Below are 26,982 nucleotides of genomic sequence, written 5' to 3'. Positions count from 1 at the left end.
CAGTCCCGCGTCGTCGTAAAACACCCGCACCAAAGGAGCGGATCTCACAAGGGCTCCCACGCCCCTCACAAAAGGGATGAGAAGCAGTGGCTCAAGACGTTTTCACATCCACGGCCAACAGGTGCTGACGGTAATGCGCCAGCTCGTCGATGGACTCATGGACATCGGCCAGGGCCGTGTGTTTTTGCGCTTTCTTGAAACTGGTGTATGCCTCGGGCTTCCAGCGCTTGGCCAGCTCCTTGAGCGTGCTCACATCCACATTGCGGTAGTGAAAGAACCGCTCAAGCTTGGGCATGTAACGCACCAAAAAACGCCGGTCCTGACCGATGCTGTTGCCGCACATGGGCGCAGTGCCCTTGGGCACGTACTGGGCCAGGAAAGCAAGGATCTTCTGTTCCGCTTCCTCCTCCGTCACCGTGGACGCCTTAACCTTGTCGATCAGGCCGCTGCGGCCGTGCGTGCCTTTGTTCCAGGCATCCATCTTGTTCAGCAATTCATCCGGCTGGTGAATGGCAAACACGGGGCCTTCGACGCGGGGTTCCAGGCTCGGACCGGTCACGACCACGGCGATCTCCAGCAGGCGGTCGGTGTCGGGCTCCAGGCCGGTCATTTCACAGTCCAGCCAGACCAGGTTCTGGTCGGATTTGGCAAGCGTGGCAGGGGTGGGGTTGTTGGCTTCTGACATGGCGCGCATTGTCGCCGATGGCCTAAACTCGCCGCACATGCCCACCTCTGACGACATTTCCCCCTCTTTGCTGTTCACCCTGGCCTTTGCAGCCGCGCTGCTGCTGGGCCTGGCCCTCAAGTTCTGGCTGGCGACGCGCCAGGTCCGGCATGTTGCACGCCATCGCGCTGCGGTCCCGGTACCGTTTGCCGAGCGCATCGCCCTGGCGGCGCACCAGAAGGCGGCCGACTACACCATCACCAAGGCCCGGCTGGGCATGCTGGAGATGGCGCTGGGCGCGGCCGTGCTACTGGGCTGGACCTTGCTGGGCGGCCTGGACGCACTGAACCAGGCGCTGCTTGGCGTGCTGGGCGGCGGCATGTGGCAGCAGATGGCATTCCTGGTCGCCTTTGCTGCCATCAGCGGCCTGATCGACCTGCCCCTGTCGCTGTACCAGACGTTTGTTGTGGAAGAACGGTTTGGGTTCAACAAGATGACCTGGCGCCTGTGGCTGGCGGACGCCCTCAAGGGCCTGCTGGTGGGCGCCATCATCGGGCTGCCCATTGCCGCACTGATCCTCTGGCTGATGGGCGCTGCAGGCCCGCTGTGGTGGCTGTGGGCCTGGTGCTTCTGGATGGGTTTTAACCTGCTGCTGATGGTGATTTACCCCACCTTCATCGCACCGTTGTTCAACAAATTCCAGCCGCTTGAAGACGAGTCGCTCAAAGCCCGCGTGACTGCGCTGATGCAGCGTTGCGGCTTCTCGGCCAAGGGCCTGTTCGTGATGGACGGCAGCCGCCGCAGCGCCCACGCCAATGCCTATTTCACTGGCTTTGGTGCCGCCAAGCGCGTGGTGTTCTACGACACCCTGCTGCGCCAGCTGGCACCTGGCGAGGTCGAGGCTGTGCTGGCCCATGAGCTGGGCCACTTCAAGCACCGCCACATCATCCAGCGCATCGTGATGATGTTTGCGCTCAGCCTGGCGGGCTTTGCGCTGCTGGGCTGGCTTTCCACACAGGTCTGGTTCTACACCGGGCTGGGTGTGCGGCCCAACCTCTCGCTGGACCCGGCCATGGCCGCCGCACCCAATGATGCGCTGGCACTGCTGCTTTTCATGCTGGTCGTTCCGGTATTTACCTTCTTCATCTCGCCGCTGTTTTCGCAACAATCGCGTCGCCATGAGTTCCAGGCGGACGCATATGCCGCGGCCCAGGCCAGCGGCGCCGACCTGTCGTCGGCCTTGCTCAAGCTGTACGAAGACAACGCCTCCACGCTCACTCCAGACCCGGTCTACGTGAAGTTTTACTACTCGCATCCACCCGCCACAGAACGGCTGGCGCGCATGCAAACCCCTGCTCACCCATGACTACCATGTTGAAGAAAAAAGACTGGTCCACGCTGACCCGACGCGCCCTGACAGCTACAGAAATAGTAGCAAACCTAGCCAAACTGGAGGGCTGGAGCCTCAGTGGCGACGGCGCCAACGTCGCCATCGAGAAGACCTACCACTTCGCCAACTACTACGAGACGATCTCGTTCGTGAACGCATTGGCGTTCATCGCCAATGCGCAAGACCACCACCCCGATCTGTCTGTGCACTACAACCGCTGCGTGGTGCGACTGAACACGCACGACGTGCATGGCATCTCCAGCACCGACTTCGAGTGCGCCACCCAGTTCGACGCACTGGTCGCACTGTGAGGCAGGCCCACCATGGCTGAACGCAGCGCCCTCATGGAAGGTACCGTGGTGGCCAGCCATGGGCGCCACTGCATGGTCGAGACCCCGGATGGGGAGCGCCGCATCTGCCACCCCCGCGGTAAAAAAAGCCAGGCCGTCGTTGGCGACCATGTGCTATGGCAGGCGCCGCCGCCCGGGCAAGGCGAAGAAGGCACCATCGAAAAGGTCAAGGAACGGCGCAACCTGTTCTACCGACAGGACGAGATTCGCACCAAATCTTTCGCCGCCAACCTCGATCAGGTGCTTATCCTGATTGCGGCGGAACCGGTGTTCTCCGAAAGCCAGCTATCACGGGCACTGATTGCTGCAGAGGCGGAGGGCATCAAACCCATCATTGCACTCAACAAGAGTGATCTGGTCGAACCCTTCGCCCGCGCATGGGAGCGACTGCTGCCGTACCGGCACATGGGCGCAGGCAAACACTATGGCGTGCTGCCGCTATCTCTGGCACTGTCCAGCGATGTGGACCGCGCCCTGCTCATGGAACACTTGCAGGGCAAGACCACGCTGGTGCTGGGCCCGTCGGGGTCCGGCAAGAGCACGCTGATCAACCTGCTGGTGCCGGGCGCCTCGGTGCTAACAGGAGAAATCTCGCAGGCCCTGAATTCAGGCAAACACACCACCACCAGCACCCACTGGTACTGGATGGATGCGGCGCGCACCACGGCACTGATCGACTCGCCAGGGTTCCAGGAATTCGGGCTGCACCATATCGCTCCCATGCAGCTGGCGGCCTGTATGCCCGACATCGCCGAGCATGCAACGGCCTGCAAGTTCTACAACTGCACCCACCTGCATGAGCCGGGGTGCGGTGTGCTGGATGCAGTCAAAAAGGGCCAAGGCGCTGGAGGTATAAGCCCCTCTCGCTACAAAATATATAGTGATTTGTTTGAAGAGTTGAGTCACACCCGGTATTGACCGGCGTATGCCAGCGGCGCCATGCGAGATGGCGCGACAGGTGAACGGGCTAGCCGAGCAACCGGGCCAGCGTCAGCAGCGCCAGCAGCAGCATCCAGACCACCACCGAGCGCCACACCAGGCCCACCACGCTGCGAAGGTGGCCTACTTCAGGCTCGCGGCCGGGGGTGGAGTCGCTGTCGCCCATGTCGGCATCAATCTCCAGACCCTGTGGTGCATGCAGCTCAGTGCGCGCCTTCAACGCCTCACCGCCCAGGCGCACATTGATGGCCCCTGCAGTGGCGGCAAGAACCACACCATCGTTGTCGTTGGGAAACCGCTGCGCATGAAAACGCCAGCCTTCAATCGCTTCTTCAAAACTGCCGACAACCGCAAAGCTCAGTGCCGTGAGCCGCGCAGGCAACCAGTCGATGGCAGTCCAGGCCTGGGCGGACGCCTGCTGCAAGGACTCGCTGGCGGGCAATGCGCCCGTGCGCTGCTTGTAATGCCAGTAGCGAGAGACAAATTCAGCCAGGCGATACAACACCGCCCCCGTCGGCCCCAGACCCAGCGCAGCCAGCACCGAGAACCACGCCAACACCCCAAATACATGCCGGTGCGCAGCCAGCACCGAATACTCGATCACATGGCGCACGATCTCGCTGCGCGGCAGGGCCCCCACATCCACCTGTTGCCAGTGCGCGAGGCGCTCGCGCGCCGCGTCTTCGTCACCCTCTTCCAGCGCATCGCGGATGCCGGTGAAGTGGTGGCTAAACTGCCGAAAACCCAGCGTGACATAGAGCACCGCCACGCTCCAGAGCACCGCAAACGGCCAGCCGAGACCCCACAGCAGCAGCCAGTGGATGCCCAGTGTGACCAGTGCGGGAACGAGTACCGCGAGGCTCCACGCCACCCACCCGTGATGCGATTTGCCCGCGTCGAAATTGCGGCTCACGGACAAGGCCCATGCACGCAGCCCCGCGTGGATGGGATTGCTGCGAGCTAGAGGGCGTGCCTGCTCGATCAGCAGAGCGAACAGGATGGCAAAGAAACTCATGGGGGGCAATGATACTGGCGCCAAGCCACGGGAGCACATGATTCCGCCGAACCTCAGCAACACATCCTCCAATGAAGCGGGGACCCCACCCGCAGCCCTCAAAGCCCACATGGCCGAAGCCAGAGCCCCACGTGAGGGGTCGCGCTGCCACACACCGGGTGCGTCCGCGCGAAGCGCCTCAGGGGTGCTTCATTCAGCCATCATGAACCGGTAGAAATTGCGCAGCATGCCAGCCGTGGCGCCCCAGATGAAATGGGTCTTGTCGCCTTGCTGGTAGGGCATGGAGAACCATTCGCGGTGCACGCCATCACGGTCAAACACATGGCGGCGATGGTGAGCTGGGTCGAGCAAAAAGGCCAGCGGTACCTCAAACAGGTCGGCCACCTCATACGGGTTGGGCCGAAGCACACAGTCCGGCTGCACAAGGGCGACCACCGGGGTGATGATGAATGACGAGCCGGTCACGTAGGTGGGCAAGGTCCCCAGTACCTCGACAAATTCACGGTCCAGGCCCACCTCCTCCTGCGCTTCGCGCAAGGCGGTTTCAGCAGCACTGGCGTCTTCCGGATCAGCCCGCCCGCCCGGGAAGGCCACCTGCCCGGAATGGGTGGACAGATGTGCGGTGCGCTCCGTCAACAGCACCATGGGTCGCTCGCGCAATACGATCGCCAGCAACACGGACGCGTGGGCTGGCTCGCGGTTCATGAACTTCTTTTCCAGCACCACCTCCGGCTCCCACTGGGGTGGCTGTGCAAAACGCGCACGCAGCGCATCGGGCGTCTGCACAGCCAGGGGCACGGCGGGCAGGTGCGCATCCACCCCGACCACCGGCACCATGCGGGGGTCAAAGTCGGGCAGGCTCGACAGAGGCGCAATGACCGATGAGACAGCAGGAGGAGAAGAAGGGTTCACAAAAAGCAGGTTCCACGGACCAAAAAACAAAAAGCCGCTACAGGCAGATGCTGTAGCGGCTTGTCAGGACAGGCCCTCGCCTTGCTTGAATTAAGCGGCGGTAGCAGCAGCCTTGACGCGCGAAGGCAGCTTTTCCTTGATACGTGCCGACTTGCCGCTGCGGTCACGCAGGTAGTAAAGCTTGGCACGGCGCACATCACCGCGGCGCTTGACTTCGATGCTGGCAATCAGCGGGCTGTAGGTCTGGAACGTACGCTCCACGCCTTCGCCGCTGGAGATCTTGCGCACGGTGAAGCCGCTGTTCAGGCCACGATTGCGCTTGGCAATCACCACGCCTTCGTAAGCCTGCACGCGCTTGCGGGTACCTTCCACAACGTTCACGCTCACGATGACGGTGTCACCAGGGGCGAATTCGGGGATGGTCTTGTTCAAGCGGGCAATTTCTTCCGCTTCCAGGGTCTGGATCAGGTTCATGTGAGTTTCCTAGTGATCTTGTCCGCGCCAAAAATGGCTGCGTCGGGATTGACGTCTCAGTGTTTTGCGGGAGAACTCCCAGTCAAAACGGCCGGCCAGAGGATCGAAAAGCCTCTGATTATAGCAATTCAGCCGAGCTTGGCCAATACGGCTTCATCGGCGGGTGCCAAACGCCCCGCTTTGCGCGCGGCATCGATGAGATCAGGCCGGTGGCGGGCCGTGGTAGCAAGGCGCTGATCACGCCGCCAGCGCTCGATCTGCGCATGGTGACCCGACATGAGGGCCGCTGGCACCTGCTGCCCTGCCCACTCTTCGGGCCGCGTGTAATGCGGGCAGTCCAGCAGGCCATCGAGCGCGGGATTGAAGCTGTCGAGCTGGTGGCTGCCCTCATCGTTGAGCACCCCGGGCTGCAGGCGCGCCACGGCGTCCAGCAGCGCCATGGCGGCAATCTCGCCGCCCGAGAGCACGAAGTCGCCCAGGCTCATCTGAACATTCACATGGGTGTCAATGAACCGCTGGTCGATGCCTTCATAGCGTCCACACAGCAACACAGCCCCCTCGCTGGCAGACCAGCGCTCCACGGCGGCGTGGTTCAGCGACTCGCCAATGGGAGAAAAAAGAACCAGCGGCGCCTCGCCGCCCTCGGGCTCACCACGCTCTGCCCGGATGGCCGCAAGACACCGCGCCAGGGGCTCGGCCATCATCACCATGCCCGGGCCACCGCCAAACGGGCGGTCATCCACCCGGCGGTAGTTGCCGTCGGCGTAGTCTCGTGGGTTCCACAGGCGCACATCGACCTGGCCGCTGGCATAGGCACGCCGGGTCACACCGCTCGCCAGGAAGGGCGCGAACAGCTCGGGAAAGAGGGTGATGATGTCAAAGCGCATAGGGCGCGGCTCGTGACGGCGCGGTCAGTAGTCGGGCTGCCAGTCCACGGTGATGCGTTTTTCGGCCAGATCCACCTTGTCCACGAAGGCCGAGACAAACGGAATCATGCGCTCCTGTGCCTTGCCGTCCTGCTCATGGGCCAGCACCAGCACGGTCTGGGGACCGGTGGACATCAACTCGCGCACCTCGCCCAGCGCCACACCTTCACGGTTGAAGACCGACAGACCGATCAGATCGACCCAGTAGTACTCGTCTTCGGAGGTGGATGGAAAACTGGATCGCGGCACAAAAATCCGCGCACCGCGCAACGCCTCAGCCCCATTGCGGTCATCAATGCCCTGCGCCCAGGCCACCACGGAGTCCGAATGATCCTTGGCCTGGCGGATGGGCAACAGCACGGTGCCGCTGAAGGTCTTGGCACCACGCTCGGAGGGCTGCAAATACCAGCGTTTGGACGAAAAAAGCGCCTCGGGATTGCTGCTGTGCGACAGCACCTTGAACCAACCCTTGATGCCCCAGGCATCTGCGATGCGCCCCACTTCAACGGCGTCGGCAGGCAGTTCTGCGGGTTCGAGGGTCAACGGTGTGGTGGCCATGGCAGTGAGTCCAGAATGAGAAAAGGGCGGGTTCCGCCAGACCAGCCGACGGAACCCGCCCTTTTCAGGGAGCTTTAAGCAGCCTTCTTGGCGGCTTGCTTGATCAGGCGGTCCACCGTGGGGGAGGACTGGGCGCCAACGCCCACCCAGTAAGCCAGACGGTCTTGCACGATGCGCAGGCCTTCTTCAGATTCCTTGGCGGTGGGGTTGTAGAAGCCGATGCGCTCGATGAAGCGGCCATCACGGCGCACGCGCTTGTCAGCAACGACGATGTTGAAGAAAGGACGGCCCTTGGAGCCGCCGCGGGAGAGTCGAATGACGACCATGATTTATCCTTCGGGTGGTGAACTCCGGCAACATTTGCCGTAAGCCACAGTGTTCGCAACCATATTCGCAACGCTTGAGACACGCGACATGGCCACCCGGCCAGCGACACGCTGCAAAGCCTGCGATTATATCCATTTCCCCAAAATGCCCTCTATCCGCCCCAGCACTGACAGCGATATTCCTGCCATCACGGCCATTTACCAACACCATGTGCTCCACGGCACGGGCACCTTCGAGATAGATCCCCCCTCCGAAGCCGACATGGCAAGCCGCCGCGCTGACGTGCTGGCGCGTGGCCTGCCCTGGCTGGTTGCGGAGAAAGACGGTCAAGTGCTGGGCTTTGCCTATGCCAACTGGTTCAAACCCCGCCCGGCCTACCGTTTCTCGGCCGAAGACTCGATCTACGTGGCCGATCAGGCCCGCGGCATGGGCCTGGGCCGCAAGCTGCTGGCCGAGCTGGCGGTACAGGCCGAAGCGGCTGGCGTGCGCAAGCTGCTGGCGGTGATTGGAGACTCTGCCAACGCAGGCTCGATCGGCGTGCACCGGGCCCTGGGCTTCACCGATGTGGGCATCATGCGCTCGGTGGGCTGGAAGTTCGGCGCCTGGCGCGACATCGTGCTCATGGAAAAGACCCTGGGCGCGGGCGACACCACTTCTCCCGAATAGCGCGGCACCCATGAAAAACAAAACCGTAGCCGCCTGGCTCGCCTTTGTCGGCGGACCTCTGGGCCTGCACCGCTTTTACCTTCATGGCCTGTCCGACATGCTCGGCTGGTTGTTGCCCATCCCCACGGCGCTGGGCATCTATGGCATTCAGCGGGTGCAACAACTCGGCCAGGACGACCACTACAGCTGGGCGCTGATACCGCTGCTGGGCTTCACGATTGCCGCCTGTGCGCTGCGTGCCATCCTGTACGCGCTGATGACGCCCGAGGCATGGAATGCGCGCTACAACCCCAGCGCCGCACCAGACGCCGCGCCGGGCAGGACGCAATGGATCACCGTGGGCGCCATCGTGGTGTCCCTGCTGATCGGGACCACGGTACTGATGGCCAGCCTGGCGTTCAGTTTCCAGCGGTACTTTGAGTACCAGATCGAGGAAGCGCGCAAGATCTCGCAGTGATCCGCTGGCAGGCGCCAATGCAAACGCCCCATCGAATTCACACTCAGTGGGGCGTATGCGCTAGTGTTGATTGCCTTGAATGCTATCTATTCAATAGCATTCGCGATAACTCCGCCATCAGAACAGCTGCAGGCTGATCCAGTAGGCGACGGCGGCCACAAAGGCGCTTGCTGGGATGGTCAGAATCCACGCCCAGATGATGTTGCCGGCCACGCCCCAGCGCACGGCGCTGGCGCGCTGCGTGGAGCCCACACCGACGATGGCGCCCGTGATGGTGTGCGTGGTGGACACCGGAATGCCCAGTGTGGTGGCCAGGAACAAGGTCAGCGCCCCACCCGTTTCGGCGCAGAAGCCACCCACCGGCTTGAGCTTGGTGATCTTCTGGCCCATGGTTTTGACGATACGCCAGCCGCCAAACATGGTCCCGAGGCCAATGGCCACGTAGCAGCTGATGATGGCCCAGGTGGGGGGCGAGGCATCAGACGCCGACGAGTACCCGGTGGCAATCAGCAGCAGCCAGATGATGCCGATGGTCTTTTGCGCATCATTGCCGCCGTGCCCCAAGCTGTAGGCGCCGGCAGACACCAGCTGCAGCCGGCGGAACCACTTGTCCACCTTGCTCGGGCGCGTGCGCCTGAAGATCCAGGCCACGGCCACCATCATGAGCGAGCCCAGCGCAAAACCCAGCAGCGGCGAGACAAAGATGAACGCCACGGTCTTGAGGATGCCCGCCGAGATCAGCGCGCCCGCGCCAGCCTTGGCAATCACAGCGCCCACAATGCCGCCGATGAGGGCGTGCGAGGAGCTGCTGGGGATGCCGTAGTACCAGGTGATCACGTTCCAGGTGATCGCGCCCACCAGGGCGCCAAACACCACGTGCGTGTCCACAATGCCGGGCTGCACGATGCCCTTGCCCACCGTCGCTGCCACGCTCAGGTGAAAGACAAAAATCGCCACAAAGTTGAAGAAGGCGGCAAACAGCACCGCCTGCGCGGGCTTGAGCACGCCGGTGGAGACCACCGTGGCGATCGAATTGGCCGCGTCGTGGAACCCGTTCATGAAGTCGAACAGGATTGCCAGGGCCACAAGCAGAACCACAACCCAGAGGGCCGTCTGTACGGTTTCCATACTGGTCAGCCTGCGCGGATCAGGAGTTCTCGAGGACGATGCCCTCGATGCAGTTGGCCACGTCCTCGCACTTGTCGGTGATCGTCTCCAGCAGTTCGTAGATGGCCTTGAGCTTGATCACCTCGCGGACATCGGGCTCCTCGCGGAACAGCTTGCTCATGGCGCTGCGCATCACACGGTCGGCGTCGGATTCGAGCTTGTCGATCTCCTCGCAGGTCTTGAGCGCGGCCTCGGCCACAGCCGGGTCGGCGATCTTGTCGAGCAGCTTGACGGCATCGCGCAGGCGCTCGCAGCACTTGAGGCTCAGGTCCGTGAGACGGGTGATTTCTTCCGTCATGTGGCGCACGTCGTACAGCGCCATGGTTTCAGCCGAGTCCTGGATCAGGTCGGCCACATCGTCCATGGTGTTGATCAGCGTGTGGATCTGCTCACGGTCGATGGGGGTGATGAAGGTCTTGTGGATGGCCTTGTTCACCTCGTGCGTCACTCGATCGGCGGCACGCTCGGCGTTGTCCACATCCTGGTTGTACTTGTCGCGCAGGTGCGGGTCGCTGTAGTTGGCCACCAGTTGCGAGAAGGCCCGGGCCGCCTCGACGATGCGGTCCGCATGCTGGTTGAACATTTCGAAAAAATTGCCTTCGCGTGGCAACAGCTTGGCAAACAGCATGGAGACTCCTGGATCGGGAACGAATGGTGAGAAAAGGCCGCGCCATGACAAAACCATGACGCTTTCGTGACCCGGCGAGTTTAACCGTGCGCCCTGCAGGGACTGATGCCGCTGCCTCATGCAGTCATGCGCACGGCGCCGTGGGCGACGACACACTGGCCGTTCAGGCCCTGTGCCTTCAGGCGCCCCGGAAGATGAAATACACCGCCCCCACCAGGCACAACCCTGCCCAAAGGTAGTCCCACTTCAGGGGTTGCCCCATGTAGAACACGGCGAACGGCACAAACACGCCCAGCGTGATGACCTCTTGCATGATCTTGAGCTGCCCCACGTTGAACTGGGTGAAGCCAATGCGGTTGGCCGGCACCTGCAACAGGTATTCAAACAGCGCGATACCCCAGCTGACGAGGGCCGCGACATACCATGGCGAAGACGCCAGGTTCTTCAGGTGACCGTACCACGCAAAGGTCATGAAGATATTGCTGGCAGTGAGCAGCAATACCGTTTGCAAAGAAATAGGCAGGGATTGGAGCGCGTTCATGGTGGAGCGGCAGGCTGGGGAAGTGAACGAAGCGGCCGATTATGAACAAAACCAATCGATTGTGCTGGTGTTACATACCTTGTCAGCTATATTTTTAATAGCAATTTACTGCAACACCACCCCCACCAACAGACATAAAAAAAGGCACTCCCGAGGGAGTGCCTTGCTGGACAGCCGCCGCACCACACCAGCGGTGCGCAGGCTTGCGGTCGCTTATTCGCCCAGGTAGGCAGCGCGCACCTTGGGGTCGTTGAGCAACTGCTGGCCAGGGCCCGACATGGTGATCAGGCCGGACTCCATCACGTAGCCGCGGTCGGCAATCGCCAGCGCGCGGCTGGCGTTCTGCTCGACCAGCACGATGGTCACGCCCAGCGCGTACACGTCGCGCACCACCTCAAAGATCTTGTCCACCATGATGGGGGACAGGCCCATCGAAGGCTCGTCCAGCAGCAGCACCTTGGGCTGGCTCATCAGCGCGCGGCCCATCGCCAGCATCTGCTGCTCACCGCCCGACATGGTGCCGGCCAGCTGGTCCTTGCGCTCGCGCAGGCGCGGGAAAATGGTGAACATCTTCTCGATGTCAGCCAGGATGCCGGCCTTGTCGGAGCGCGTGTAGGCGCCCATTTGCAGGTTTTCGGTGATGGTCATGCGCGCAAACACGCCACGGCCTTCCGGCACCATCACCAGGCCCTTCTTCACCAGGTCCCAGGCGCCCTTGCCCTTGATGCTTTCGCCCAGGTACTCGATGTCGCCGTCGTTCATGGCCAGGGTGCCAGTGATGGCCTTCATGGTGGTGGTCTTGCCCGCACCGTTGGAGCCGATCAGCGAGACCAGCTCGCCTTCACGCACTTCGAAGTCCACGCCCTTCACGGCCTGGATACCGCCGTAGGCGACCTTCAGGCCCTTGACCTGCAGCAGTACCTTGTTGGATTTTTCGGCCATTCTCAATGTCCTCCGGTGCCTAGATAGGCCTCAATCACTTTTTCGTTCTTCTGCACTTCGGCAGGGTTGCCTTCGGCGATCTGCTTGCCATAGTCGAGCACCGTCACACGGTCGCACAGGCCCATCACCAGCTTCACGTCGTGCTCGATGAGCAAGATGGTGCGGTTGTCTTTGCGGATGCGGTCGATCAGCTCGCGCAGCAGCACCTTCTCGGTGGCGTTCATGCCGGCGGCGGGCTCGTCCAGCGCAATCAGTTGCGGATCGGTGGCCAGGGCACGGGCGATCTCCAGGCGGCGCTGGTCGCCATAGCTCAGGGTGCGCGCCTTGTAGTCGGCAAACTTGCCAATGCCCACGTAGTCGAGCAGTTCCTGTGCGCGCTTGGCGATGGCCAGCTCTTCTTCCTTGAAGCCCTTGGTACGCAGCACAGCGCCCAGCAGGCCAGACTTGGTACGGATGTGGCGGCCCACCATCACGTTTTCCAGTGCCGTCATTTCTGCAAACAGGCGGATGTTCTGGAAGGTGCGGGCAATGCCTGCCTTGGCCACTTCGTGCACGGCCGTGGGCTCGTAAGGCTTGCCAGCCAGTTCAAAGGTACCGCTGTCGGGGGTGTACAGGCCGGTGATCACGTTGAAGAACGTGGTCTTGCCTGCGCCGTTCGGGCCGATCAGGCCATACACCTGGCCTCGCTCAATGGTGATGCCCACGTCGGAGAGGGCTTGCAGGCCGCCGAAGCGCTTGGAAATGCCCGCAACCCGCAGCACCACGTCGCTGGCTGATTTCTGAATGTTCTCTGCCATGTTCTAACTTTCTGCGGTGTTCAGGTCTTCTGCGTGAGGCTCTTGCCATGGTCGGGCGCAGGCCACAGACCACGGGGACGCATCAGCATGATGATGATCATGGCCAGCGCGATCAGCAGCTGGCGCAGGATGGCGGAGTCCAGGCGACCGTCCGTCATGGCCTGCAGAGGGCCTGCCACATAGCGCAGCACTTCGGGCAGGGCCGACAGCAGCACGGCGCCCAGGATCACGCCAGGAATGTGGCCGATACCGCCCAGCACCACCATGGCGACGATCATGACCGACTCCATCAGGCTGAACGACTCGGGCGACACAAAGCCCTGGAACGCACCGAACATCGCACCCGACACGCCGCCGAACGAAGCCCCCATGCCGAAGGCCAGCAGCTTCATGTTGCGGGTGTTGATGCCCATCGCCTTGGCAGCGATTTCATCTTCACGGATGGCCATCCAGGCGCGGCCGATGCGCGAGTCCTGCAGGCGGTAGCAGATGATGATGGACACCACCACCAGGGTCAGGAACAGGTAGTAGTACAGGGTGACGGAATTGATGTCGAAACCGAACACCTCCAGGCGCTTGCCCAGGTCCAGGCCAAAGATCTTGACCGAGTCGATCTGGCCCAGGCCCTTGGGGCCGTTGGTCAGGTTGACCGGGTGGTCCAGGTTGTTCAGGAAGATGCGGATGATTTCGCCGAAGCCCAGCGTCACGATGGCCAGGTAGTCACCGCGCAGCTTCAGCGTGGGCGCCCCCAGCATGGCGCCAAAGAACGCCGCTAACAACGCCGCCACCGGTATCACGATCCACAGCGAGGTGTGCAGCCCGTTGGGAAACATGGCGGCAAACGCCGCAAAGTTGTCCGCCAGGTGCGGCGAAGCCATCAAGGCAAACAGGTAGGCGCCCACGGCGTAGAACGCCACGTAGCCCAGGTCCAGCAGGCCGGCGTAGCCCACCACGATGTTCAGGCCCAGGGCCAGCAGCACGTACAGCAGGGCCAGGTCGGCGATACGCACCCAGGCGTTGCCGAAGGATTGCAGGATCAGCGGCAGCACCAGCAGCGCGACGGCGCCGATGATCCAGTTGGTTTTGGTGTTCTTCATGGTGTGAGGCTCCTCAGGCGCGATCGGCCACACGCTCACCCAGCAGGCCCGAGGGGCGCAGCGTCAGGATGATGATGAGCACGATGAACGCAAAGATGTCGGTGTAGTGGCTGCCCAGCAAACCGCCCGTGAGCGTGCCGATGTAGCCGGAGCCGATGGCTTCGATGAGGCCCAGCAGGATGCCGCCCACCACCGCACCGGCCAGGTTACCGATACCGCCGAACACCGCCGCCGTGAAGGCCTTGAGCCCCGGCAGGAAGCCCATGGTGTGCTGCGCCGTGCCGTAGTTGGAGGCATACATGATGCCGGCGATGGCCGCCAGGATGGCGCCGATGATGAAGGTGGCCGAGATCACCATGTCGGGCTTCACGCCCATCAGGGAGGCCACGCGGGGGTTCTCCGCCGTGGCGCGCATGGCGCGGCCCAGGTTGGTGTGGTTGACCAGATAGACCAGGGAAGCCAGGGCCACCGCCGTCACCCCCAGGATCAGGATCTGGGTGGGAGTGATGTAGGCACCACCCAACTGGAACGGCGTGCTGGGCAGCAGCGTGGGATAGGGCTTGTAGTTGGGCTTCCAGATGATCATGGCCAGCGTCTGCAGCAGGATCGACATGCCGATGGCAGTGATCAGGGGGGCAAGACGGGGGCTGGTGCGCAGTGGCTTGTAGGCCACCTTTTCGATCACGAAGTTGAGCGTGGCAGCGACCACGCAGGCGATGAGCGTGGCCAGCAGCAGGATGACCCAACCCGGCGCGCCGGGCATGGCAGCCTGCATCATTCCAATACAGCTCCAGCTGGTGAGGGCGCCGATCATGAGCACCTCGCCATGGGCGAAATTGATGAGTTGAATAATGCCGTACACCATCGTGTAGCCCAAGGCTATCAAGGCGTACATGCTGCCGAGTACCAGACCGTTGATGATCTGTTGCAGCAAAATGTCCATAAGAGAAGTCCTTCGTTTGTGACGTACCCACCGCTTTGGCACCGGAATCGGTACAGCCTTGTGAGCCCGACTGCCATCTAGCAAAAAACCCGCCAGGAATGCAGCTGTGCGGGTTTGTGGACGGGATTGTAGCGAGTAGTCACAACCGCCCCAATCCAAGCCGGGCGGGGTTTTCCCTCGGGTTTTGGTCACATCAGCGCGCCACGCACTGCATAAGGAATTTTGATGCACGCAAGATAATTGATGTGCAAACTTATTACCTTGATCATGCAGAATCGGCATAAAGCAGGCTGCGCAGCACCTTGGGACTGCCGCAGGACATGCGCGGCCACCTCGCCCCACCGACCAGCCCCACCCCTCGCGATCAGGAGGCGGTGTCTGAATCCTGAAGGCCGGGAGTGGCTGCTGCGGCATTGCGTTCGCGCAGCTCACGCAGCTTCAGGGCAATCTTGATTTCGAGACCCCGCTCCACGGGCTGGTAGAAGCCGGGCTCTGGCATGCCTTCGGGCAGGTAGCTCTCCCCCGCCGCAAAGCCACCCTCTTCGTCGTGGGCGTAGCGGTAGCCCTTGCCGTAGTCGAGCTCTTTCATCAACTTGGTGGGCGCATTGCGCAGGTGCATGGGCACCGGGCGTGTGCCATCCTGTTTGACCCAGGCCCGCGCCGCGTTGTAGGCCTTGTAGACCGCGTTGGACTTGGGCGCCACCGCCAGGTACACCACGCATTCGGCCAGCGCCAGCTCGCCCTCAGGGCTGCCCAGGCGCTCGTACACCTCGCTCGCGTCCAGTGCCAGGCGCAAAGCGCGCGGGTCGGCCAGGCCCACGTCCTCGGCTGCCATGCGCACCAGCCGGCGCGCCATGTAGCGGGGGTCAGCACCGCCGTCGAGCATGCGCACCAGCCAGTACAACGCAGCGTCGGGGTCAGAGCCACGCACCGATTTGTGCAACGCGCTGATGGTGTCGTAGAACTGCTCGCCGCCCTTGTCGTAGCGGCGCATGCGCTCGCCCAGCACCTTGAGCAGCCAGGCATCGGTGATCTCGGAAAGCTTCTCCTGCGCAGCCGCCATGGCCAGGGTTTCGAGCGTGTTGAGCAGGCGGCGCGCGTCGCCATCGGCATAGGCCACCAGGCGGTCGATTGCTACACCTTCGATAGCAGGCAGCGCATCTTCCTCCTGCGCCAGGGCCACAATCTGCTTCAAATCTTGCTCAGACAGCGGCTGCAGCAGGTAGACCGCCGCTCGCGACAGCAGCGCGGAATTCACCTCAAACGAAGGGTTCTCGGTGGTGGCGCCAATGAAGGTGAACAGGCCTGATTCAACGTGTGGCAAGAACGCGTCTTGCTGACTCTTGTTGAAGCGGTGCACCTCGTCCACAAACACGATGGTGCGCTGCTGCATCAACCCATCGCGCGCGGCCTGGGCCTGGTCCACCGCCTCGCGAATATCCTTGACCCCGCCCAACACGGCGCTGATGCTGATGAACTGCGCATCGAACGCATCAGCCATCAGGCGCGCAATGGTGGTCTTGCCCACTCCAGGTGGGCCCCACAGGATGCAGCTGTGCGGCCGGCCTGACTCGAAGGCCAGGCGCAGCGGCATGCCCGGGCCCAGCACGTGCTGCTGCCCAATCACCTCGCCCAGCGTGCGGGGCCGCAGACGTTCTGCCAGGGGCTGGTGGGTGGAGGGGTGTGCCGGAGAAGGGGCGGAGGCACCGCGTGCTGCCATGTTCGTATCCTGTCTACAGTACGCTGATTTTCAAGCCAATTTGGCTTCTAGCGCCCAAAAATCATGCGTTGGCAGCTATTGTTTCGAGAGCAGAAACTACTGCTTCACCACATCAGCCCCTGCCGGAGGCTTGAACTGGAACGTGCTGGCAGGCAGCGCCGCATTGGCCTGCATACCGGTAAAGCGAATCAGCGAGCGCTGGCCAAAGCTGTCCAGAATGTCCAGGGCCGCCAGCTGCTCGCCCGCAAAGCCCACACGCACGCTCTTGAGCTGGCCGTCCTTGGTCCTGGGGCTGGCCAGCACCCACTGCAGGCCATCCGCATCCGGCGAGGCCTCCAGCGTGAACTCGGCCTTCAGCGCCGACAGGTCCGGCGCGGACGCCAGCAGCGCAGCGGGCGTGCTGCCCAGCGCCTGGGACTGCGAGCGCTGCGTGACCTGGTTCAGGTCCAGGTCGTACAGCCACAAAGTCTGGCCGTCAGCCACGATGGTCTGCTCAAAAGGTTTTTTGTAGACGAACTTGAAGCGCCCGGGGCGCTGGAACTCAAAGCTGCCGCTCGATGTCTTGGTGCGCGCGGTCTGGCCGTCCTTGGGGGGCGAGGTCACAGTCTGGGTGAAGTCGGCCTTGCCCGTCTGCGTGCCCTTCATGAAGGATTCCAGGCTTTTCAGCCCGTCAGCGCTAGCCATGCTTGCCGCAGCAGCTATCAAAATTGCAGTAGCGATCTTTTTCAACAGAAACTCCTGTGGGGTAGGGTCCGGCCTTGTGGTCCGGCCGATCATTCGCTGCGGTTGGGTACCAGCACTTCACGCTGGCCGCTGGTGGTCAGGCCACTGACGAGTCCAGCCTTCTCCATGTCTTCCAGCAGCCGCGCCGAGCGGTTGTAGCCAATGCGCAGCTTGCGCTGCACGTAAGAGATGCTGGCCTTGCGGTCTTTGAGCACCACTTCGACGGCCTGGTCGTACATGGGGTCCTTCTCGCCCCCTTCGCCGCCACCGCCCTCCCCTGACAGATCACCCTCGCCATCCACAGTTCCACCTTCGAGCACGCCTTCTATGTAGTCCGGCTCCCCTTGTTCCTTGAGGTAACTGACGACACGGTGTACTTCTTCGTCCGACACGAAGGCGCCATGCACCCGGATCGGCAGGCCAGTGCCGCTGGCCATGTAGAGCATGTCGCCCATGCCCAGCAACGCCTCGGCACCCATCTGGTCGAGGATGGTGCGGCTGTCGATCTTGGAGCCCACCGAGAACGCGATGCGGGTGGGGATGTTGGCCTTGATCAGGCCGGTGATCACATCCACGCTGGGGCGCTGGGTGGCCAGGATCAAGTGGATGCCGGCCGCGCGCGCCTTTTGCGCCAGGCGGGCGATCAGTTCTTCGATCTTCTTGCCCACGACCATCATCAGGTCGGCCAGCTCGTCGATGATGACCACGATGTGCGGCAGGCGCTGCAGTGGCTCTGGCTCCTCGGGTGTGAGGCTGAAGGGGTTGTAGATGAACTCTTCCTTGGCCTTGGCCTCGTCGATCTTGGTGTTGTAGCCCGCCAGGTTGCGAACGCCCAGCTTGGACATGAGCTTGTAGCGGCGTTCCATCTCGGCCACGCACCAGTTCAGGCCATGGGCCGCCTGCTTCATGTCGGTGACCACGGGCGCCAGCAGGTGCGGAATGCCTTCGTAGACCGACATTTCCAGCATCTTGGGGTCGATCATCAACAGACGCACATCGCGCGCCTCGGCCTTGTACAGCAGCGAGAGGATCATCGCGTTGATCCCCACCGACTTGCCCGAGCCCGTGGTACCCGCCACCAGCACGTGCGGCATCTTGGCCAGGTCGGCCACCACCGGGTTGCCCACGATGTCCTTGCCCAGGCCCATGGTGAGCATGCTCTTGGCCTCGTGGTAAACCTGCGATCCCAGGATTTCGGACAGGCGGATAGACTGCCGCTTGGCGTTGGGCAGTTCCAGCGCCATGTAGTTCTTGCCGGGAATGGTCTCCACCACGCGGATCGACACGAGGCTGAGCGAGCGCGCCAGGTCCTTGGCCAGCCCCACGATCTGCGAACCCTTCACGCCCGTGGCGGGTTCGATCTCGTAGCGTGTGATCACCGGGCCGGGCATGGCCGCGACCACGCGCACTTCCACGCCAAAGTCCTTGAGTTTTTTCTCGATGAGCCGGCTGGTCATCTCCAGCGTCTCGGGGGCCACGGTTTCCTGGCGCTGCAGAGGGCCGTCCAGCAGGTCCACCAGCGGCAGCTTGCTGTCCGGCATCTCGGTGAACAGGGGCTTCTGGCGCTCTTTCACCACACGGGTGCTCTGTGGCACATCCACCAGAATCGGCTCGATGATTTGCACGGGCTCGGGGTGGTGCACCTCGCTTTCGGTGCGCTCCTCCAACACCACCACTTCGCGCTCGCGGGCCGCCTTGCGGCCCACGGCGACGTCCTTGGCCACCTCGCGTTTTGCCAGGCGCGCCTGTACCAGCGCATCAAGGCGCCCTCCGAGTAACTCCGCCACATGGCCCCACGAGAAGCGGAACACCAGAGCCGCCCCCGCCACCGCCAGCACGATCGCCAACAAGCCGGAGCCCGTAAATCCCAGCCACTTCACGCCAGCTGGCCCCACCAGGTACCCCAGCACGCCACCCGCATGCCCAGGCAGGAACGATTCAAACCGGTACAAACGCGACCATTCCAGCGCCGTGCTGGAACACATCAGCACCACCAGTCCACCCCAGAACGTGGCCCGGCGCACCAGAGGGCTGGCGGCGCCTGCCACCACTTCGCCTCCGCGCATCCAGCGCGCCAGCGACGACAGCCAAGCTCGCACGCCAGCCGCCACGCACCACCACACTGAAAACCCCAGCGCAAAGTAGCTGCCATCGGCCAGCCAGGCGCCAAAGCGCCCCGCCCAATTGGCAACGGAGCGCGCGTCGCGGGCACCCGAGGTGGACCAGGCCGCATCCTGCGCTGAATAGCTGACCAGCGCCAGCAGCCAGAAAACCAGGGCCAGCAAGCCCACCACCAGGGCAATTTCGTGGCCAAAACGGGCGGCGCCCGTGCGGGGCGGCGACTTGGCCGCCGCCGATGCATTCAGGGTATTGAGGGAATAGGTCATAAACGTGCGGGGTGAGCTTACCCCATGCGTTGCGCTGGGCGCACCACCCGGCGCAGGGTCCGCCCCCCGGATTTCAGCCCAGCGCGTTCAGCCGGTCCTTGAGCAGGGTAGCCCCGCTGGGCAGCGCCTCGATGAAGCCGCGCTCCTCCAGGTCTTTCATCACGCGGCTGACCATTTCGCGGGAAGCTCCGACCATCTTGGCCAGGTCCTGGCGGGAGATTTTGTCCTTGATCAGCAGCTGCCCCTGCGCATCGGGCACCGCAAAGTCCAGCAAGGCATGGGCCACACGGCCGTACACATCCAGTAACGCGAGTGACTCAATCTTGCGATCAGCATGGCGCAGGCGCTTGACCAGCCCGCGCATCACCACCAGCGACATGGACGCGTTCTCGGTGAGGCAACGTGCAAACTCCGCACGCCCCAGCATCAGCACGTCGGTCTGCACCTCGGCACGCACCGTGGCCGAGTGGGGTTCGTTGTCGATGATGCTCATCTCGCCCAGGTAGTCGCCCTGGGCGAGGGTGGCCAGAATCACCTCACGCCCCCGGCTGTCCGAGGTCATGACCCGGGCGCGCCCTGTGAGCAGGATGAACAGGGCATTGGACTTTTGCCCCTGCTCCACCAGCGCCTCGCCCCGCTTGAAGCGGCGCTTGATCACTGCGCCGCTGATCACCTCGGCCTGCGCCACCGTCAGCAGCGAAAACAAAGGTACCCGGCGCAGCAGGTCGAGGTTGGACAACATCGTGGACATGCAAACATCTCCTTTCAGGGGTGCGACCCAACCGGAGCCGCAACGGGTTATCAATGGGTTCTTACAATCACCGTGATTGAAAACGGGGCCACTCTCGCGAGCGGACGCCGGTTGATACTCGGCGGCTCAACCCCCAGCTTTCCCAACAGCGCCCCATGTAGCGGGCGCAAAACACAGGCTTTTACCATGTCCACCACCCAACACGCGAAAGTTCTGATCCTCGGCTCGGGCCCTGCGGGCTACACCGCAGCGGTTTATGCCGCCCGTGCCAACCTGAACCCGGTGCTGATCACCGGCATGGCCCAGGGTGGCCAGCTGATGACCACCACCGAGGTGGACAACTGGCCTGCCGACGTGCACGGCGTGCAGGGACCGGAGCTGATGCAGCGTTTTCTGGAGCACGCAGAGCGCTTCAAGACCCAGATCATCTTCGACCACATCAACAAGGTCGATTTCAGCAAGCGGCCCTTCACACTCACCGGCGACAGCGGTACCTACACCTGCGACGCATTGATTCTGGCCACTGGCGCATCGGCCAAATACCTGGGCCTGCCTTCGGAAGAAGCCTTCATGGGCAAGGGCGTGTCCGGCTGCGCGACCTGTGACGGCTTCTTCTACCGCGAGCAGGATGTCTGCGTGGTCGGTGGCGGCAATACGGCGGTGGAGGAAGCGCTGTACCTGTCGAACATCGCCCGCAAGGTCACCCTGGTGCACCGCCGCGACAAGTTCAAGGCCGAACCTATTCTGGTGGACAAGCTCAACGAGAAAGTGGCAGCGGGCAAGATTGAGCTTAAGCTGTTCCACACTCTGGACGAGGTGCTGGGCGACAACACGGGCGTGACAGGTATCCGCATCAAGAGCACGAAGGACGGCAGCACGGAAGACATCAAGCTGCAAGGTTGTTTCATCGCCATCGGCCACGCGCCCAACACCGAGATCTTCCAGGGCCAGTTGGAGATGGAAAACGGATACATCATCACCCAGGGTGGGCTCAAGGGTTTTGCCACACAGACCAGCGTGCCCGGCGTGTTTGCCGCAGGCGACGTGCAGGACCATGTGTACCGTCAGGCCATCACCAGCGCGGGCACCGGCTGCATGGCCGCGCTGGACGCCCAGCGCTTCCTCGAACAAGAGTCTTGATGAAAAAATGAGCTGCAGGTTATAATCTGCGGCTTTGCTGAGTTCGGCCCGTTTTTGCGGTCCTCCGAAACAGGCAAATCGGGTTACCGCCACCCTTTCTGGCGAGGTGAGGCCGCAAGCCAACCTGGGCACACAGCCCAGGGCTCAGCGAACGGCCGTTAATCAGTATCGGAGTGTCCTCATGGCACGCGTCTGCGACGTAACGGGCAAGAAGCCCATGACGGGGAACAATGTTTCCCACGCCAACAACAAAACCAAGCGCCGGTTCCTGCCGAACCTGCAATACCGCCGTTTCTGGGTCGAGACCGAAAACCGTTGGGTGCGCCTGCGTGTTTCGAGCGCTGCCCTGCGTTTGATCGACAAGAACGGTATCGACTCGGTGCTCGCAGACCTGCGTGCCCGTGGCCAGGCTTAAGGAGTAGCACCATGGCAAGCAAAGGCGGACGCGACAAGATCAAGCTGGAATCCACTGCGGGTACCGGTCACTTCTACACCACGACCAAGAACAAGAAGACCATGCCCGAGAAGATGCTGATCATGAAATTTGATCCCAAGGCTCGCAAGCATGTGGAATACAAGGAAATGAAGCTGAAGTAATTCAGTCTCTTTCTTGTCATTCGAAAAGCCGCCCGGCATTCAGCCCGGCGGCTTTTTTCATGGCTGCAATCCATGCATGCAGCCCGATGACTACAGCACCGCCTTCCGCCATCGACGACTTGTTCCCCACCAACTGCGAGCGCCAGCAGGTCCACAGCCAACAAAAAACCGCTGAAGGCACAAAGCCCTGCAGCGGTATATGGGGAGGTGCGCCGGGGTCAGTGGTACGACCGACAGCGCCACCAAGGCATTACATCAGGCCCGTGCAGCGCGCAGACTGATGGAGAACTCGCGCAGAGTGGCAATACCGCTCTCCTCGGCACGACGGCACCAGGCCTGCAAGTCGGCAGTGAGTTGCTCACGGGATTGCGATGTATTGAGCCACAGCTGACGCAGTTCTTCGCGCATGGTCACCATCTTGTCCAGGGCCGGATGCGCAGCGCGGGCCTGAGCCAGCTGGGGCAAGGCCCCCGCCGGCACCTTCTCGGCATCGCGATGCAGCCAGCGCTTGGCGGCCTTGAGCACCGATACATCGGCCTGACGGGCCTGCAGCGCGGCAATCTCATCCTTGCACGCCTTGCGCACACCGCGCGCATAGCCCGCCATCACTTCATAGCGGTTGGCGATCAAGGCCTCCAGCGTCTTTTCATCAGCCACCGGCTTGACATCGCCCAGTTGCAACTTGGGTGGCACCTTCTTCACAGTGGCCCAGCCGATTTTCTTCATGAGGCTGATGTACACCCAGCCAATGTCAAATTCATACGGCTTGACCGAGAACTTGGCCGACGTGGGGTAGGTGTGGTGGTTGTTGTGCAGCTCTTCGCCGCCAATGATGATGCCCCAGGGCGACAGGTTGGTGCTGGCGTCCTGCGCCTCAAAGTTGCGGTAGCCCCAGTAGTGGCCCACACCATTGACCACCCCTGCTGCCCAGAACGGAATCCAGAGCATCTGCACCGCCCACACCGCAGCGCCCAGGGCGCCAAACAGGGCCAGGTTCAGAATGAGCATGAGGCCCACGCCTTGCCAGCCGTAGCGGGTGTACACATTGCGCTCCATCCAGTCATCGGGGGTGCCGTGGCCGAACTTCTTGATGGTTTCCATGTTCTTGGACTCGGCGCGGTACAGCTCGGCGCCGCGCCACATCACCGTGTCCAGCCCGCGGGTCTGGGGGCTGTGGGGGTCATCCACGGTTTCACACTTGGCGTGGTGCTTGCGGTGGATGGCCACCCATTCCTTGGTCACCATGCCGGTACCAATCCACAGCCAGAAGCGGAAGAAATGCGAGGGGATGGCATGCAGATCCAGCGCGCGGTGTGCCTGCGCGCGGTGCAGGAAGATCGTGACCGCCGCAATGGTGATGTGGGTCGTGGCAAGGGTGTACAACACGATCTGCCACCAGGACAGGTTCCACAACCCATTTCCCAGCCAGTCAATGGCGGCGTTCAGTACAGCCCAGTCGGGTAACAGCATATTCACAAAAACCTTACTACAGAGAACCCGCTCACCAACGAAACAGGTCATTAATTTTAGAGGGCCCGTTTCTGAACGGATCAGGGGAATCCACAGTATTTACGCTGGTTTAGGGTGTTTAGAGCCCTGCCTCCAGCGTTTCAGTCCTTTTTGGCCCAGATGGCGGCAAAAAACCCGTCGGTCTGATGCAGATGGGGCCATAAGCGCAAATAACCACTGCCCGATGCCCCCCCGCTGCACAAACCCTTGGCCCCCTCGACCTTGAGCTGCTCCAGCAGTTCACCTGCATCCAGCAGCTGGAAGTCGGGGTGTGTAGCGCTGAAGGCCTCGGCAATGGCCTCGTTTTCTTGCGGCAGGATGCTGCAGGTGGCGTACACCAGACGGCCGCCCGGCTTAAGCAGGCGGGCTGCGCTGTCCAGGATGGCCGTCTGCTTGGCCACCAGCTCATCGATGGCCTTGGGCGACTGGCGCCATTTGAGGTCGGGGTTGCGCCGCAGGGTGCCCAGGCCCGAGCAAGGCGCGTCCACGAGGACGCGGTCGATCTTACCTGCCAGGCGCTTGACGCGGTCGTCGCGCTCGTGGGCGATGGCGGCGGGGTGCACGTTCGACAGGCCGCTGCGGGCCAGGCGCGGTTTGAGCGCATCCAAGCGGTGAGCTGACACGTCAAAAGCGTACAGCCGCCCAGTGCTGCGCATGCTCGCGCCAATGGCCAGCGTCTTGCCCCCCGCGCCAGCGCAGAAGTCCACCACCATCTCGCCACGCTTGGCGTCGAGCAGCAGGGCCAGCAGCTGTGAGCCCTCGTCCTGTACCTCGATGACGCCCCGCGTGAAGGCATCGAGCTTGGTCAGCGCGGGCTTGTCGTCAATGCGCAGGCCCCAGGGTGAATACGGTGTGGGATGCGCCTTGATGCCAGCTTTGGCCAGCTCCTTTTGCACATCGGCGCGCTTGTCCTTGAGGGCATTGACGCGCAAATCCAGGGGGGCGCTCTGGGCCAGACTTTCCACCAGCGGCCAGAAGCCATCGCCCAGCTGGTCCTTCAGGGGCTTGACCATCCATTCGGGCAGGTTGTGGCGATGGCGCTCCATCAGGTCATCGACCGTGACCGCATCACACTGGTCCAGCCAGTTTTTCTCCTGGTCGGTCAACGCACTCTTGAGGAAATCGCGCGGGCCATAGAAACCCAGGATGGCCAGGCGGCGCTCCTTGGGACCCGAGCCTGACGGGGCCATGTGGTCAAACAGGAGCTTCTTGCGCAGAACGGTGTAAACCGTTTCAGCCAGCGTGGCGCGCTCGCGCGGCCCCAGGCCCCGGTTGTCGCGGAAGAAACGCGACACCACCGCGTCGGCGGGGTGTTCAAACGTGAGGGTGAGCCTGACCAGTTCGGCGCAGGAGTCGAGAAGAACTTTGGGATGCATCCTGCGATTGTCCCATTCCCGGCCAACCTGGCGACATCGCCCCCACCCGTCCAACGCGGGAGCCAAACCTCAACGGCCAAGTCGCTCCATGCGCGGCCTGGGCGTCAACGGGTATAGATCGGCTCGAACGCCGAGCGCTCGATCTGCTGCAGCGTCGGTGACTCGCCCGCCCACAGCACCAGCGCGGGGCCGGGCAGGCTCAGGTTACGCTCCAGCGCGCGGCACAGGTGGTAACGGCTTTCATCGTCCATGCCCGGCAGCTCGACAAACACCAGGTAGGCCCTGCGCTGGGGGTACTCGCGCAGGTTCTTGCGCACCAGCCAGCAGCGGGCCAGAGGAGCGCAGCGGGCCAGTTCGGATTGCAGTTCGGCCAGCTCGAAGGAGCTGAGGTCGTGCCGCACGATCTGGCTGAAGAACGAGGTGCCCGACAGCTCTTCCCAGGCCCTCTCTTCGGATTCTTGCGCGCGTTCCAGCCGCTTGCGCCACTGCTTGAAGGCGGCTGCATCGTGGTCCAGCCCCAGGCGTGGGGTCTCCAGCTCGGCCAATGCCGTGCGCGCGGCCCAGTAGCGGTCGCTGCTACCTGTTTCCCACAGCCGGTGCAGCAGCTGGAGCTTGCCCTCCCGATCATCGTCCGCCAGGCAAGGCACCAGTCCACGCAGCGCAGAAGGGTATTCGGGGCTGCGCTGCAGTGCCAGCTCGTACAGGGCGCGCACATCGGCATGCGGGTCCAGGTGGCGCTTGAGGCGGGCCAGTTCCACCAGGTCGGCCGCACTGCTCTGTGCCGTCGATGCACCCAGGGCCTCGGCGCGTGCGCGCACGCGCCCCAGCCAGGCGTGGTGCTGCTTCCATTCGCTGGCATTGTCGCGGCACCATTGCTTGTCGAAATGTGCCACCCAGCGCTTGGCATCCGGTCCCAACAGGGCCAAAGCGTTGCCGCGCGACCAGTCAGGCAGCGTGGGCGTGGCATCCAGTGCCTCGATGCGGTCGCGCAGGCCGGGGTGGGTGTCGTCCAGATTGCTCAAGCGCTTGAGCGCCTGGCGCAAGGCGTCGTTGGCAAAGGCTGCATCGGGGGCCTTGGCCAGGGCACGGCGCATGCTGCGGTAAGGCCCCACCGGCAACGGACTGCCCGCCGCGGCACACCAGTGGCTGCCCCAGAACTCTGCCTGCAGCCACGCGCCCCGGATCTCGATCTCGGCGAGGGCCGCAGCGGTCACGTCGCGGCCCAGCAGCTTGCCAGCGATCCGGTCGGCTTCGTATTCATCCTGGCGGGCCAGCGCAAAGGTCTTGGCAGAGAAACGCGGAAAGTACCAGCGCATGAACAGCTGGGTGGCGGCAGCGACCGGGCCTTCATCGTCGGCCAGGCTGTGGTTCAGGCGCATCCACGACAGGCGCGTGCGGTAGATCCAGGCCGCAAAGCGGCCATGGTCGCCCCGCAGGTGGCCGTACTCGTGCGCCAGCACCGCCAGGAATCGCGGCCGGTCGAGCGCCATCAACAGGGGCAGGCCAATGCTCAGGTGATTGACGGCGCCGCCCAGCAGCCCAAAACGCGGCAGTTGCTGGATGCTGGCATTGAACTCGTCGGTCAGCGTGACCTTGTGGATGGGGGGGCCCTTGATCTTGCGGCGGATGCGCGCCAGCGCTTCAAACAGGTCGGGTGCATCCAGCGCTGTGATCTCCACGCCCTGGGGCTCATCAAACCGCACCCACAGCGCACGCAGGCTCACCCACAGCAGACCTCCGGCACCCAGCAGGGCCCACAGCATCGCGAAACGAAAGCGCCCCAGCAGCAACTGGGGCACCACCCACAGCAAAATACCCACGGCCAGTGCCATACACCCCAGCACCCATGCATAACCCAGGGCGGCAAACGCAGCCACACTGCGGCGGTACGCGCGACTGTTCTCGGCGCTGGCATGCTCGCTCATGCGCACCATGTGCACAAAATCTGCCTGATCCACGGGCGTCCCTCACTCTGGTTGATTTTTT

General features: G+C 62.9%; 30 protein-coding genes. 9 read left to right on the top strand and 21 right to left on the bottom strand.

What is annotated here, in order from left to right; all coding sequences use genetic code 11:
• Positions 1-91: 91 nt before the first annotated feature.
• The gene (gene orn, locus ASD75_RS19770) at positions 92-685 is read right to left on the bottom strand and encodes an oligoribonuclease (RefSeq protein ID WP_056062110.1); all 594 of its coding nucleotides are present in this window, start codon (positions 683-685) and stop codon (positions 92-94) included.
• 37 nt (positions 686-722) lie between these two features.
• Between orn and ASD75_RS19765 the strand changes: the two genes are divergently transcribed.
• From ASD75_RS19765 to rsgA, 3 genes are read left to right on the top strand one after another with little or no spacing between them, the layout of a single operon-like run.
• Positions 723-2,030 (top strand): M48 family metallopeptidase, encoded by a 1,308-nt coding sequence (locus ASD75_RS19765; RefSeq protein WP_056747746.1) that lies wholly within the window; start codon positions 723-725, stop codon positions 2,028-2,030.
• Entirely contained in the window at positions 2,027-2,365 is a 339-nt protein-coding gene (locus ASD75_RS19760) for a 4a-hydroxytetrahydrobiopterin dehydratase (RefSeq protein WP_056747489.1), read from the top strand. The genes ASD75_RS19765 and ASD75_RS19760 overlap by 4 nt, the downstream gene beginning before the upstream one ends.
• Before the next feature lie 12 nt (positions 2,366-2,377).
• Entirely contained in the window at positions 2,378-3,322 is a 945-nt protein-coding gene (gene rsgA, locus ASD75_RS19755; RefSeq protein ID WP_056747488.1) for a ribosome small subunit-dependent GTPase A, read from the top strand.
• Positions 3,323-3,371: 49 nt separating this feature from the next.
• Here the strand turns inward: rsgA and ASD75_RS19750 are convergent, their stop codons facing one another.
• The 6 genes from ASD75_RS19750 to rpsP all read right to left on the bottom strand — a co-directional run bounded on the left by ASD75_RS19750 (position 3,372) and on the right by rpsP (position 7,554).
• A complete protein-coding gene (locus ASD75_RS19750) occupies positions 3,372-4,358 on the bottom strand; it encodes a CobD/CbiB family protein (protein WP_056747487.1) in 987 nt (328 codons plus the stop codon).
• A gap of 189 nt (positions 4,359-4,547) precedes the next feature.
• Positions 4,548-5,270 (bottom strand): CoA pyrophosphatase, encoded by a 723-nt coding sequence (locus ASD75_RS19745; protein ID WP_200947624.1) that lies wholly within the window; start codon positions 5,268-5,270, stop codon positions 4,548-4,550.
• A 90-nt stretch (positions 5,271-5,360) separates the two neighbouring features.
• Positions 5,361-5,744, bottom strand: coding sequence for a 50S ribosomal protein L19 (gene rplS, locus ASD75_RS19740; RefSeq protein ID WP_056061081.1), 384 nt, complete (start codon positions 5,742-5,744; stop codon positions 5,361-5,363).
• Between the two features lie 128 nt (positions 5,745-5,872).
• Positions 5,873-6,631: a tRNA (guanosine(37)-N1)-methyltransferase TrmD gene (gene trmD / locus ASD75_RS19735; protein WP_056747486.1), complete on the bottom strand. Its 759-nt coding sequence runs from the start codon at positions 6,629-6,631 to the stop codon at positions 5,873-5,875.
• Between the two features lie 24 nt (positions 6,632-6,655).
• Positions 6,656-7,228, bottom strand: a complete 573-nt coding sequence (gene rimM, locus ASD75_RS19730; RefSeq protein ID WP_056747485.1) for a ribosome maturation factor RimM — start codon at positions 7,226-7,228, stop codon at positions 6,656-6,658.
• Between the two features lie 74 nt (positions 7,229-7,302).
• A complete protein-coding gene (gene rpsP / locus ASD75_RS19725) occupies positions 7,303-7,554 on the bottom strand; it encodes a 30S ribosomal protein S16 (protein WP_015013104.1) in 252 nt (83 codons plus the stop codon).
• A 145-nt stretch (positions 7,555-7,699) separates the two neighbouring features.
• On the opposite strand from rpsP, the gene ASD75_RS19720 reads away from it, so the two are divergent.
• Positions 7,700-8,221 carry a GNAT family N-acetyltransferase gene (locus ASD75_RS19720; protein ID WP_056061071.1) on the top strand — a complete coding sequence of 174 codons (522 nt, stop codon included), beginning with the start codon at positions 7,700-7,702 and terminating at the stop codon, positions 8,219-8,221.
• A 10-nt stretch (positions 8,222-8,231) separates the two neighbouring features.
• Positions 8,232-8,678: a TM2 domain-containing protein gene (locus ASD75_RS19715; RefSeq protein WP_056747484.1), complete on the top strand. Its 447-nt coding sequence runs from the start codon at positions 8,232-8,234 to the stop codon at positions 8,676-8,678.
• Between the two features lie 117 nt (positions 8,679-8,795).
• Here ASD75_RS19715 and ASD75_RS19710 read toward each other — a convergent pair whose 3' ends face one another.
• The 3 genes from ASD75_RS19710 to ASD75_RS19700 all read right to left on the bottom strand — a co-directional run bounded on the left by ASD75_RS19710 (position 8,796) and on the right by ASD75_RS19700 (position 11,014).
• Positions 8,796-9,806: an inorganic phosphate transporter gene (locus ASD75_RS19710; RefSeq protein WP_056747483.1), complete on the bottom strand. Its 1,011-nt coding sequence runs from the start codon at positions 9,804-9,806 to the stop codon at positions 8,796-8,798.
• Between the two features lie 19 nt (positions 9,807-9,825).
• Positions 9,826-10,473 (bottom strand): DUF47 domain-containing protein, encoded by a 648-nt coding sequence (locus tag ASD75_RS19705; RefSeq protein WP_055403060.1) that lies wholly within the window; start codon positions 10,471-10,473, stop codon positions 9,826-9,828.
• Between the two features lie 178 nt (positions 10,474-10,651).
• Complete coding sequence (locus ASD75_RS19700) at positions 10,652-11,014, bottom strand: DMT family protein (RefSeq protein WP_015013099.1); 363 nt, start codon at positions 11,012-11,014, stop codon at positions 10,652-10,654.
• Here ASD75_RS19700 and ASD75_RS23865 point away from each other — a divergent pair.
• Positions 10,944-11,243: a hypothetical protein gene (locus tag ASD75_RS23865; RefSeq protein WP_162251097.1), complete on the top strand. Its 300-nt coding sequence runs from the start codon at positions 10,944-10,946 to the stop codon at positions 11,241-11,243. The two genes, ASD75_RS19700 and ASD75_RS23865, sit on opposite strands and share 71 nt — an antisense overlap.
• Here ASD75_RS23865 and ASD75_RS19695 read toward each other — a convergent pair.
• The 8 genes from ASD75_RS19695 to ASD75_RS19660 form a co-directional block, all read right to left on the bottom strand.
• Positions 11,228-11,956, bottom strand: coding sequence for an ABC transporter ATP-binding protein (locus tag ASD75_RS19695; protein WP_056061060.1), 729 nt, complete (start codon positions 11,954-11,956; stop codon positions 11,228-11,230). The two genes, ASD75_RS23865 and ASD75_RS19695, sit on opposite strands and share 16 nt — an antisense overlap.
• A gap of 2 nt (positions 11,957-11,958) precedes the next feature.
• Positions 11,959-12,753 (bottom strand): ABC transporter ATP-binding protein, encoded by a 795-nt coding sequence (locus ASD75_RS19690; RefSeq protein ID WP_056061058.1) that lies wholly within the window; start codon positions 12,751-12,753, stop codon positions 11,959-11,961.
• Between the two features lie 20 nt (positions 12,754-12,773).
• The gene (locus ASD75_RS19685; RefSeq protein ID WP_056061055.1) at positions 12,774-13,850 is read right to left on the bottom strand and encodes an ABC transporter ATP-binding protein; all 1,077 of its coding nucleotides are present in this window, start codon (positions 13,848-13,850) and stop codon (positions 12,774-12,776) included.
• A 13-nt stretch (positions 13,851-13,863) separates the two neighbouring features.
• On the bottom strand, positions 13,864-14,793 hold the full coding sequence (locus tag ASD75_RS19680; RefSeq protein WP_056061051.1) for a branched-chain amino acid ABC transporter permease: 930 nt from the start codon (positions 14,791-14,793) through the stop codon (positions 13,864-13,866).
• Between the two features lie 364 nt (positions 14,794-15,157).
• Complete coding sequence (locus tag ASD75_RS19675) at positions 15,158-16,513, bottom strand: replication-associated recombination protein A (RefSeq protein WP_056747482.1); 1,356 nt, start codon at positions 16,511-16,513, stop codon at positions 15,158-15,160.
• Positions 16,514-16,609: 96 nt separating this feature from the next.
• Complete coding sequence (gene lolA / locus ASD75_RS19670; protein ID WP_056747481.1) at positions 16,610-17,242, bottom strand: outer membrane lipoprotein chaperone LolA; 633 nt, start codon at positions 17,240-17,242, stop codon at positions 16,610-16,612.
• Between the two features lie 44 nt (positions 17,243-17,286).
• Positions 17,287-19,623, bottom strand: coding sequence for a DNA translocase FtsK (locus ASD75_RS19665; protein ID WP_056747480.1), 2,337 nt, complete (start codon positions 19,621-19,623; stop codon positions 17,287-17,289).
• A gap of 73 nt (positions 19,624-19,696) precedes the next feature.
• A complete protein-coding gene (locus ASD75_RS19660; protein WP_056061043.1) occupies positions 19,697-20,374 on the bottom strand; it encodes a Crp/Fnr family transcriptional regulator in 678 nt (225 codons plus the stop codon).
• Between the two features lie 186 nt (positions 20,375-20,560).
• Between ASD75_RS19660 and trxB the strand changes: the two genes are divergently transcribed.
• The 3 genes from trxB to rpmG all read left to right on the top strand — a co-directional run bounded on the left by trxB (position 20,561) and on the right by rpmG (position 22,111).
• The gene (gene trxB / locus ASD75_RS19655; protein WP_056061042.1) at positions 20,561-21,514 is read left to right on the top strand and encodes a thioredoxin-disulfide reductase; all 954 of its coding nucleotides are present in this window, start codon (positions 20,561-20,563) and stop codon (positions 21,512-21,514) included.
• A gap of 181 nt (positions 21,515-21,695) precedes the next feature.
• Complete coding sequence (gene rpmB, locus ASD75_RS19650; RefSeq protein ID WP_010463481.1) at positions 21,696-21,929, top strand: 50S ribosomal protein L28; 234 nt, start codon at positions 21,696-21,698, stop codon at positions 21,927-21,929.
• 11 nt (positions 21,930-21,940) lie between these two features.
• Entirely contained in the window at positions 21,941-22,111 is a 171-nt protein-coding gene (gene rpmG, locus ASD75_RS19645; protein ID WP_008904999.1) for a 50S ribosomal protein L33, read from the top strand.
• 255 nt (positions 22,112-22,366) lie between these two features.
• Here rpmG and ASD75_RS19640 read toward each other — a convergent pair whose 3' ends face one another.
• The 3 genes from ASD75_RS19640 to ASD75_RS19630 all read right to left on the bottom strand — a co-directional run bounded on the left by ASD75_RS19640 (position 22,367) and on the right by ASD75_RS19630 (position 26,954).
• Positions 22,367-23,581 (bottom strand): fatty acid desaturase, encoded by a 1,215-nt coding sequence (locus ASD75_RS19640; RefSeq protein WP_056061039.1) that lies wholly within the window; start codon positions 23,579-23,581, stop codon positions 22,367-22,369.
• Between the two features lie 140 nt (positions 23,582-23,721).
• Entirely contained in the window at positions 23,722-24,996 is a 1,275-nt protein-coding gene (locus tag ASD75_RS19635; protein WP_056747479.1) for an RsmB/NOP family class I SAM-dependent RNA methyltransferase, read from the bottom strand.
• A gap of 104 nt (positions 24,997-25,100) precedes the next feature.
• Complete coding sequence (locus tag ASD75_RS19630; RefSeq protein ID WP_056747478.1) at positions 25,101-26,954, bottom strand: M48 family metalloprotease; 1,854 nt, start codon at positions 26,952-26,954, stop codon at positions 25,101-25,103.
• Between the last annotated feature and the right edge of the window lie 28 nt (positions 26,955-26,982).

Origin of the sequence: Acidovorax sp. Root568, from assembly GCF_001427445.1 — a bacterium.
GTDB classification, from domain to species: domain Bacteria; phylum Pseudomonadota; class Gammaproteobacteria; order Burkholderiales; family Burkholderiaceae_C; genus Acidovorax; species Acidovorax delafieldii.
The sequence above is the reverse complement of the archived record's forward strand: the minus strand, read 5'-3'. Positions and strand labels throughout refer to the sequence as shown.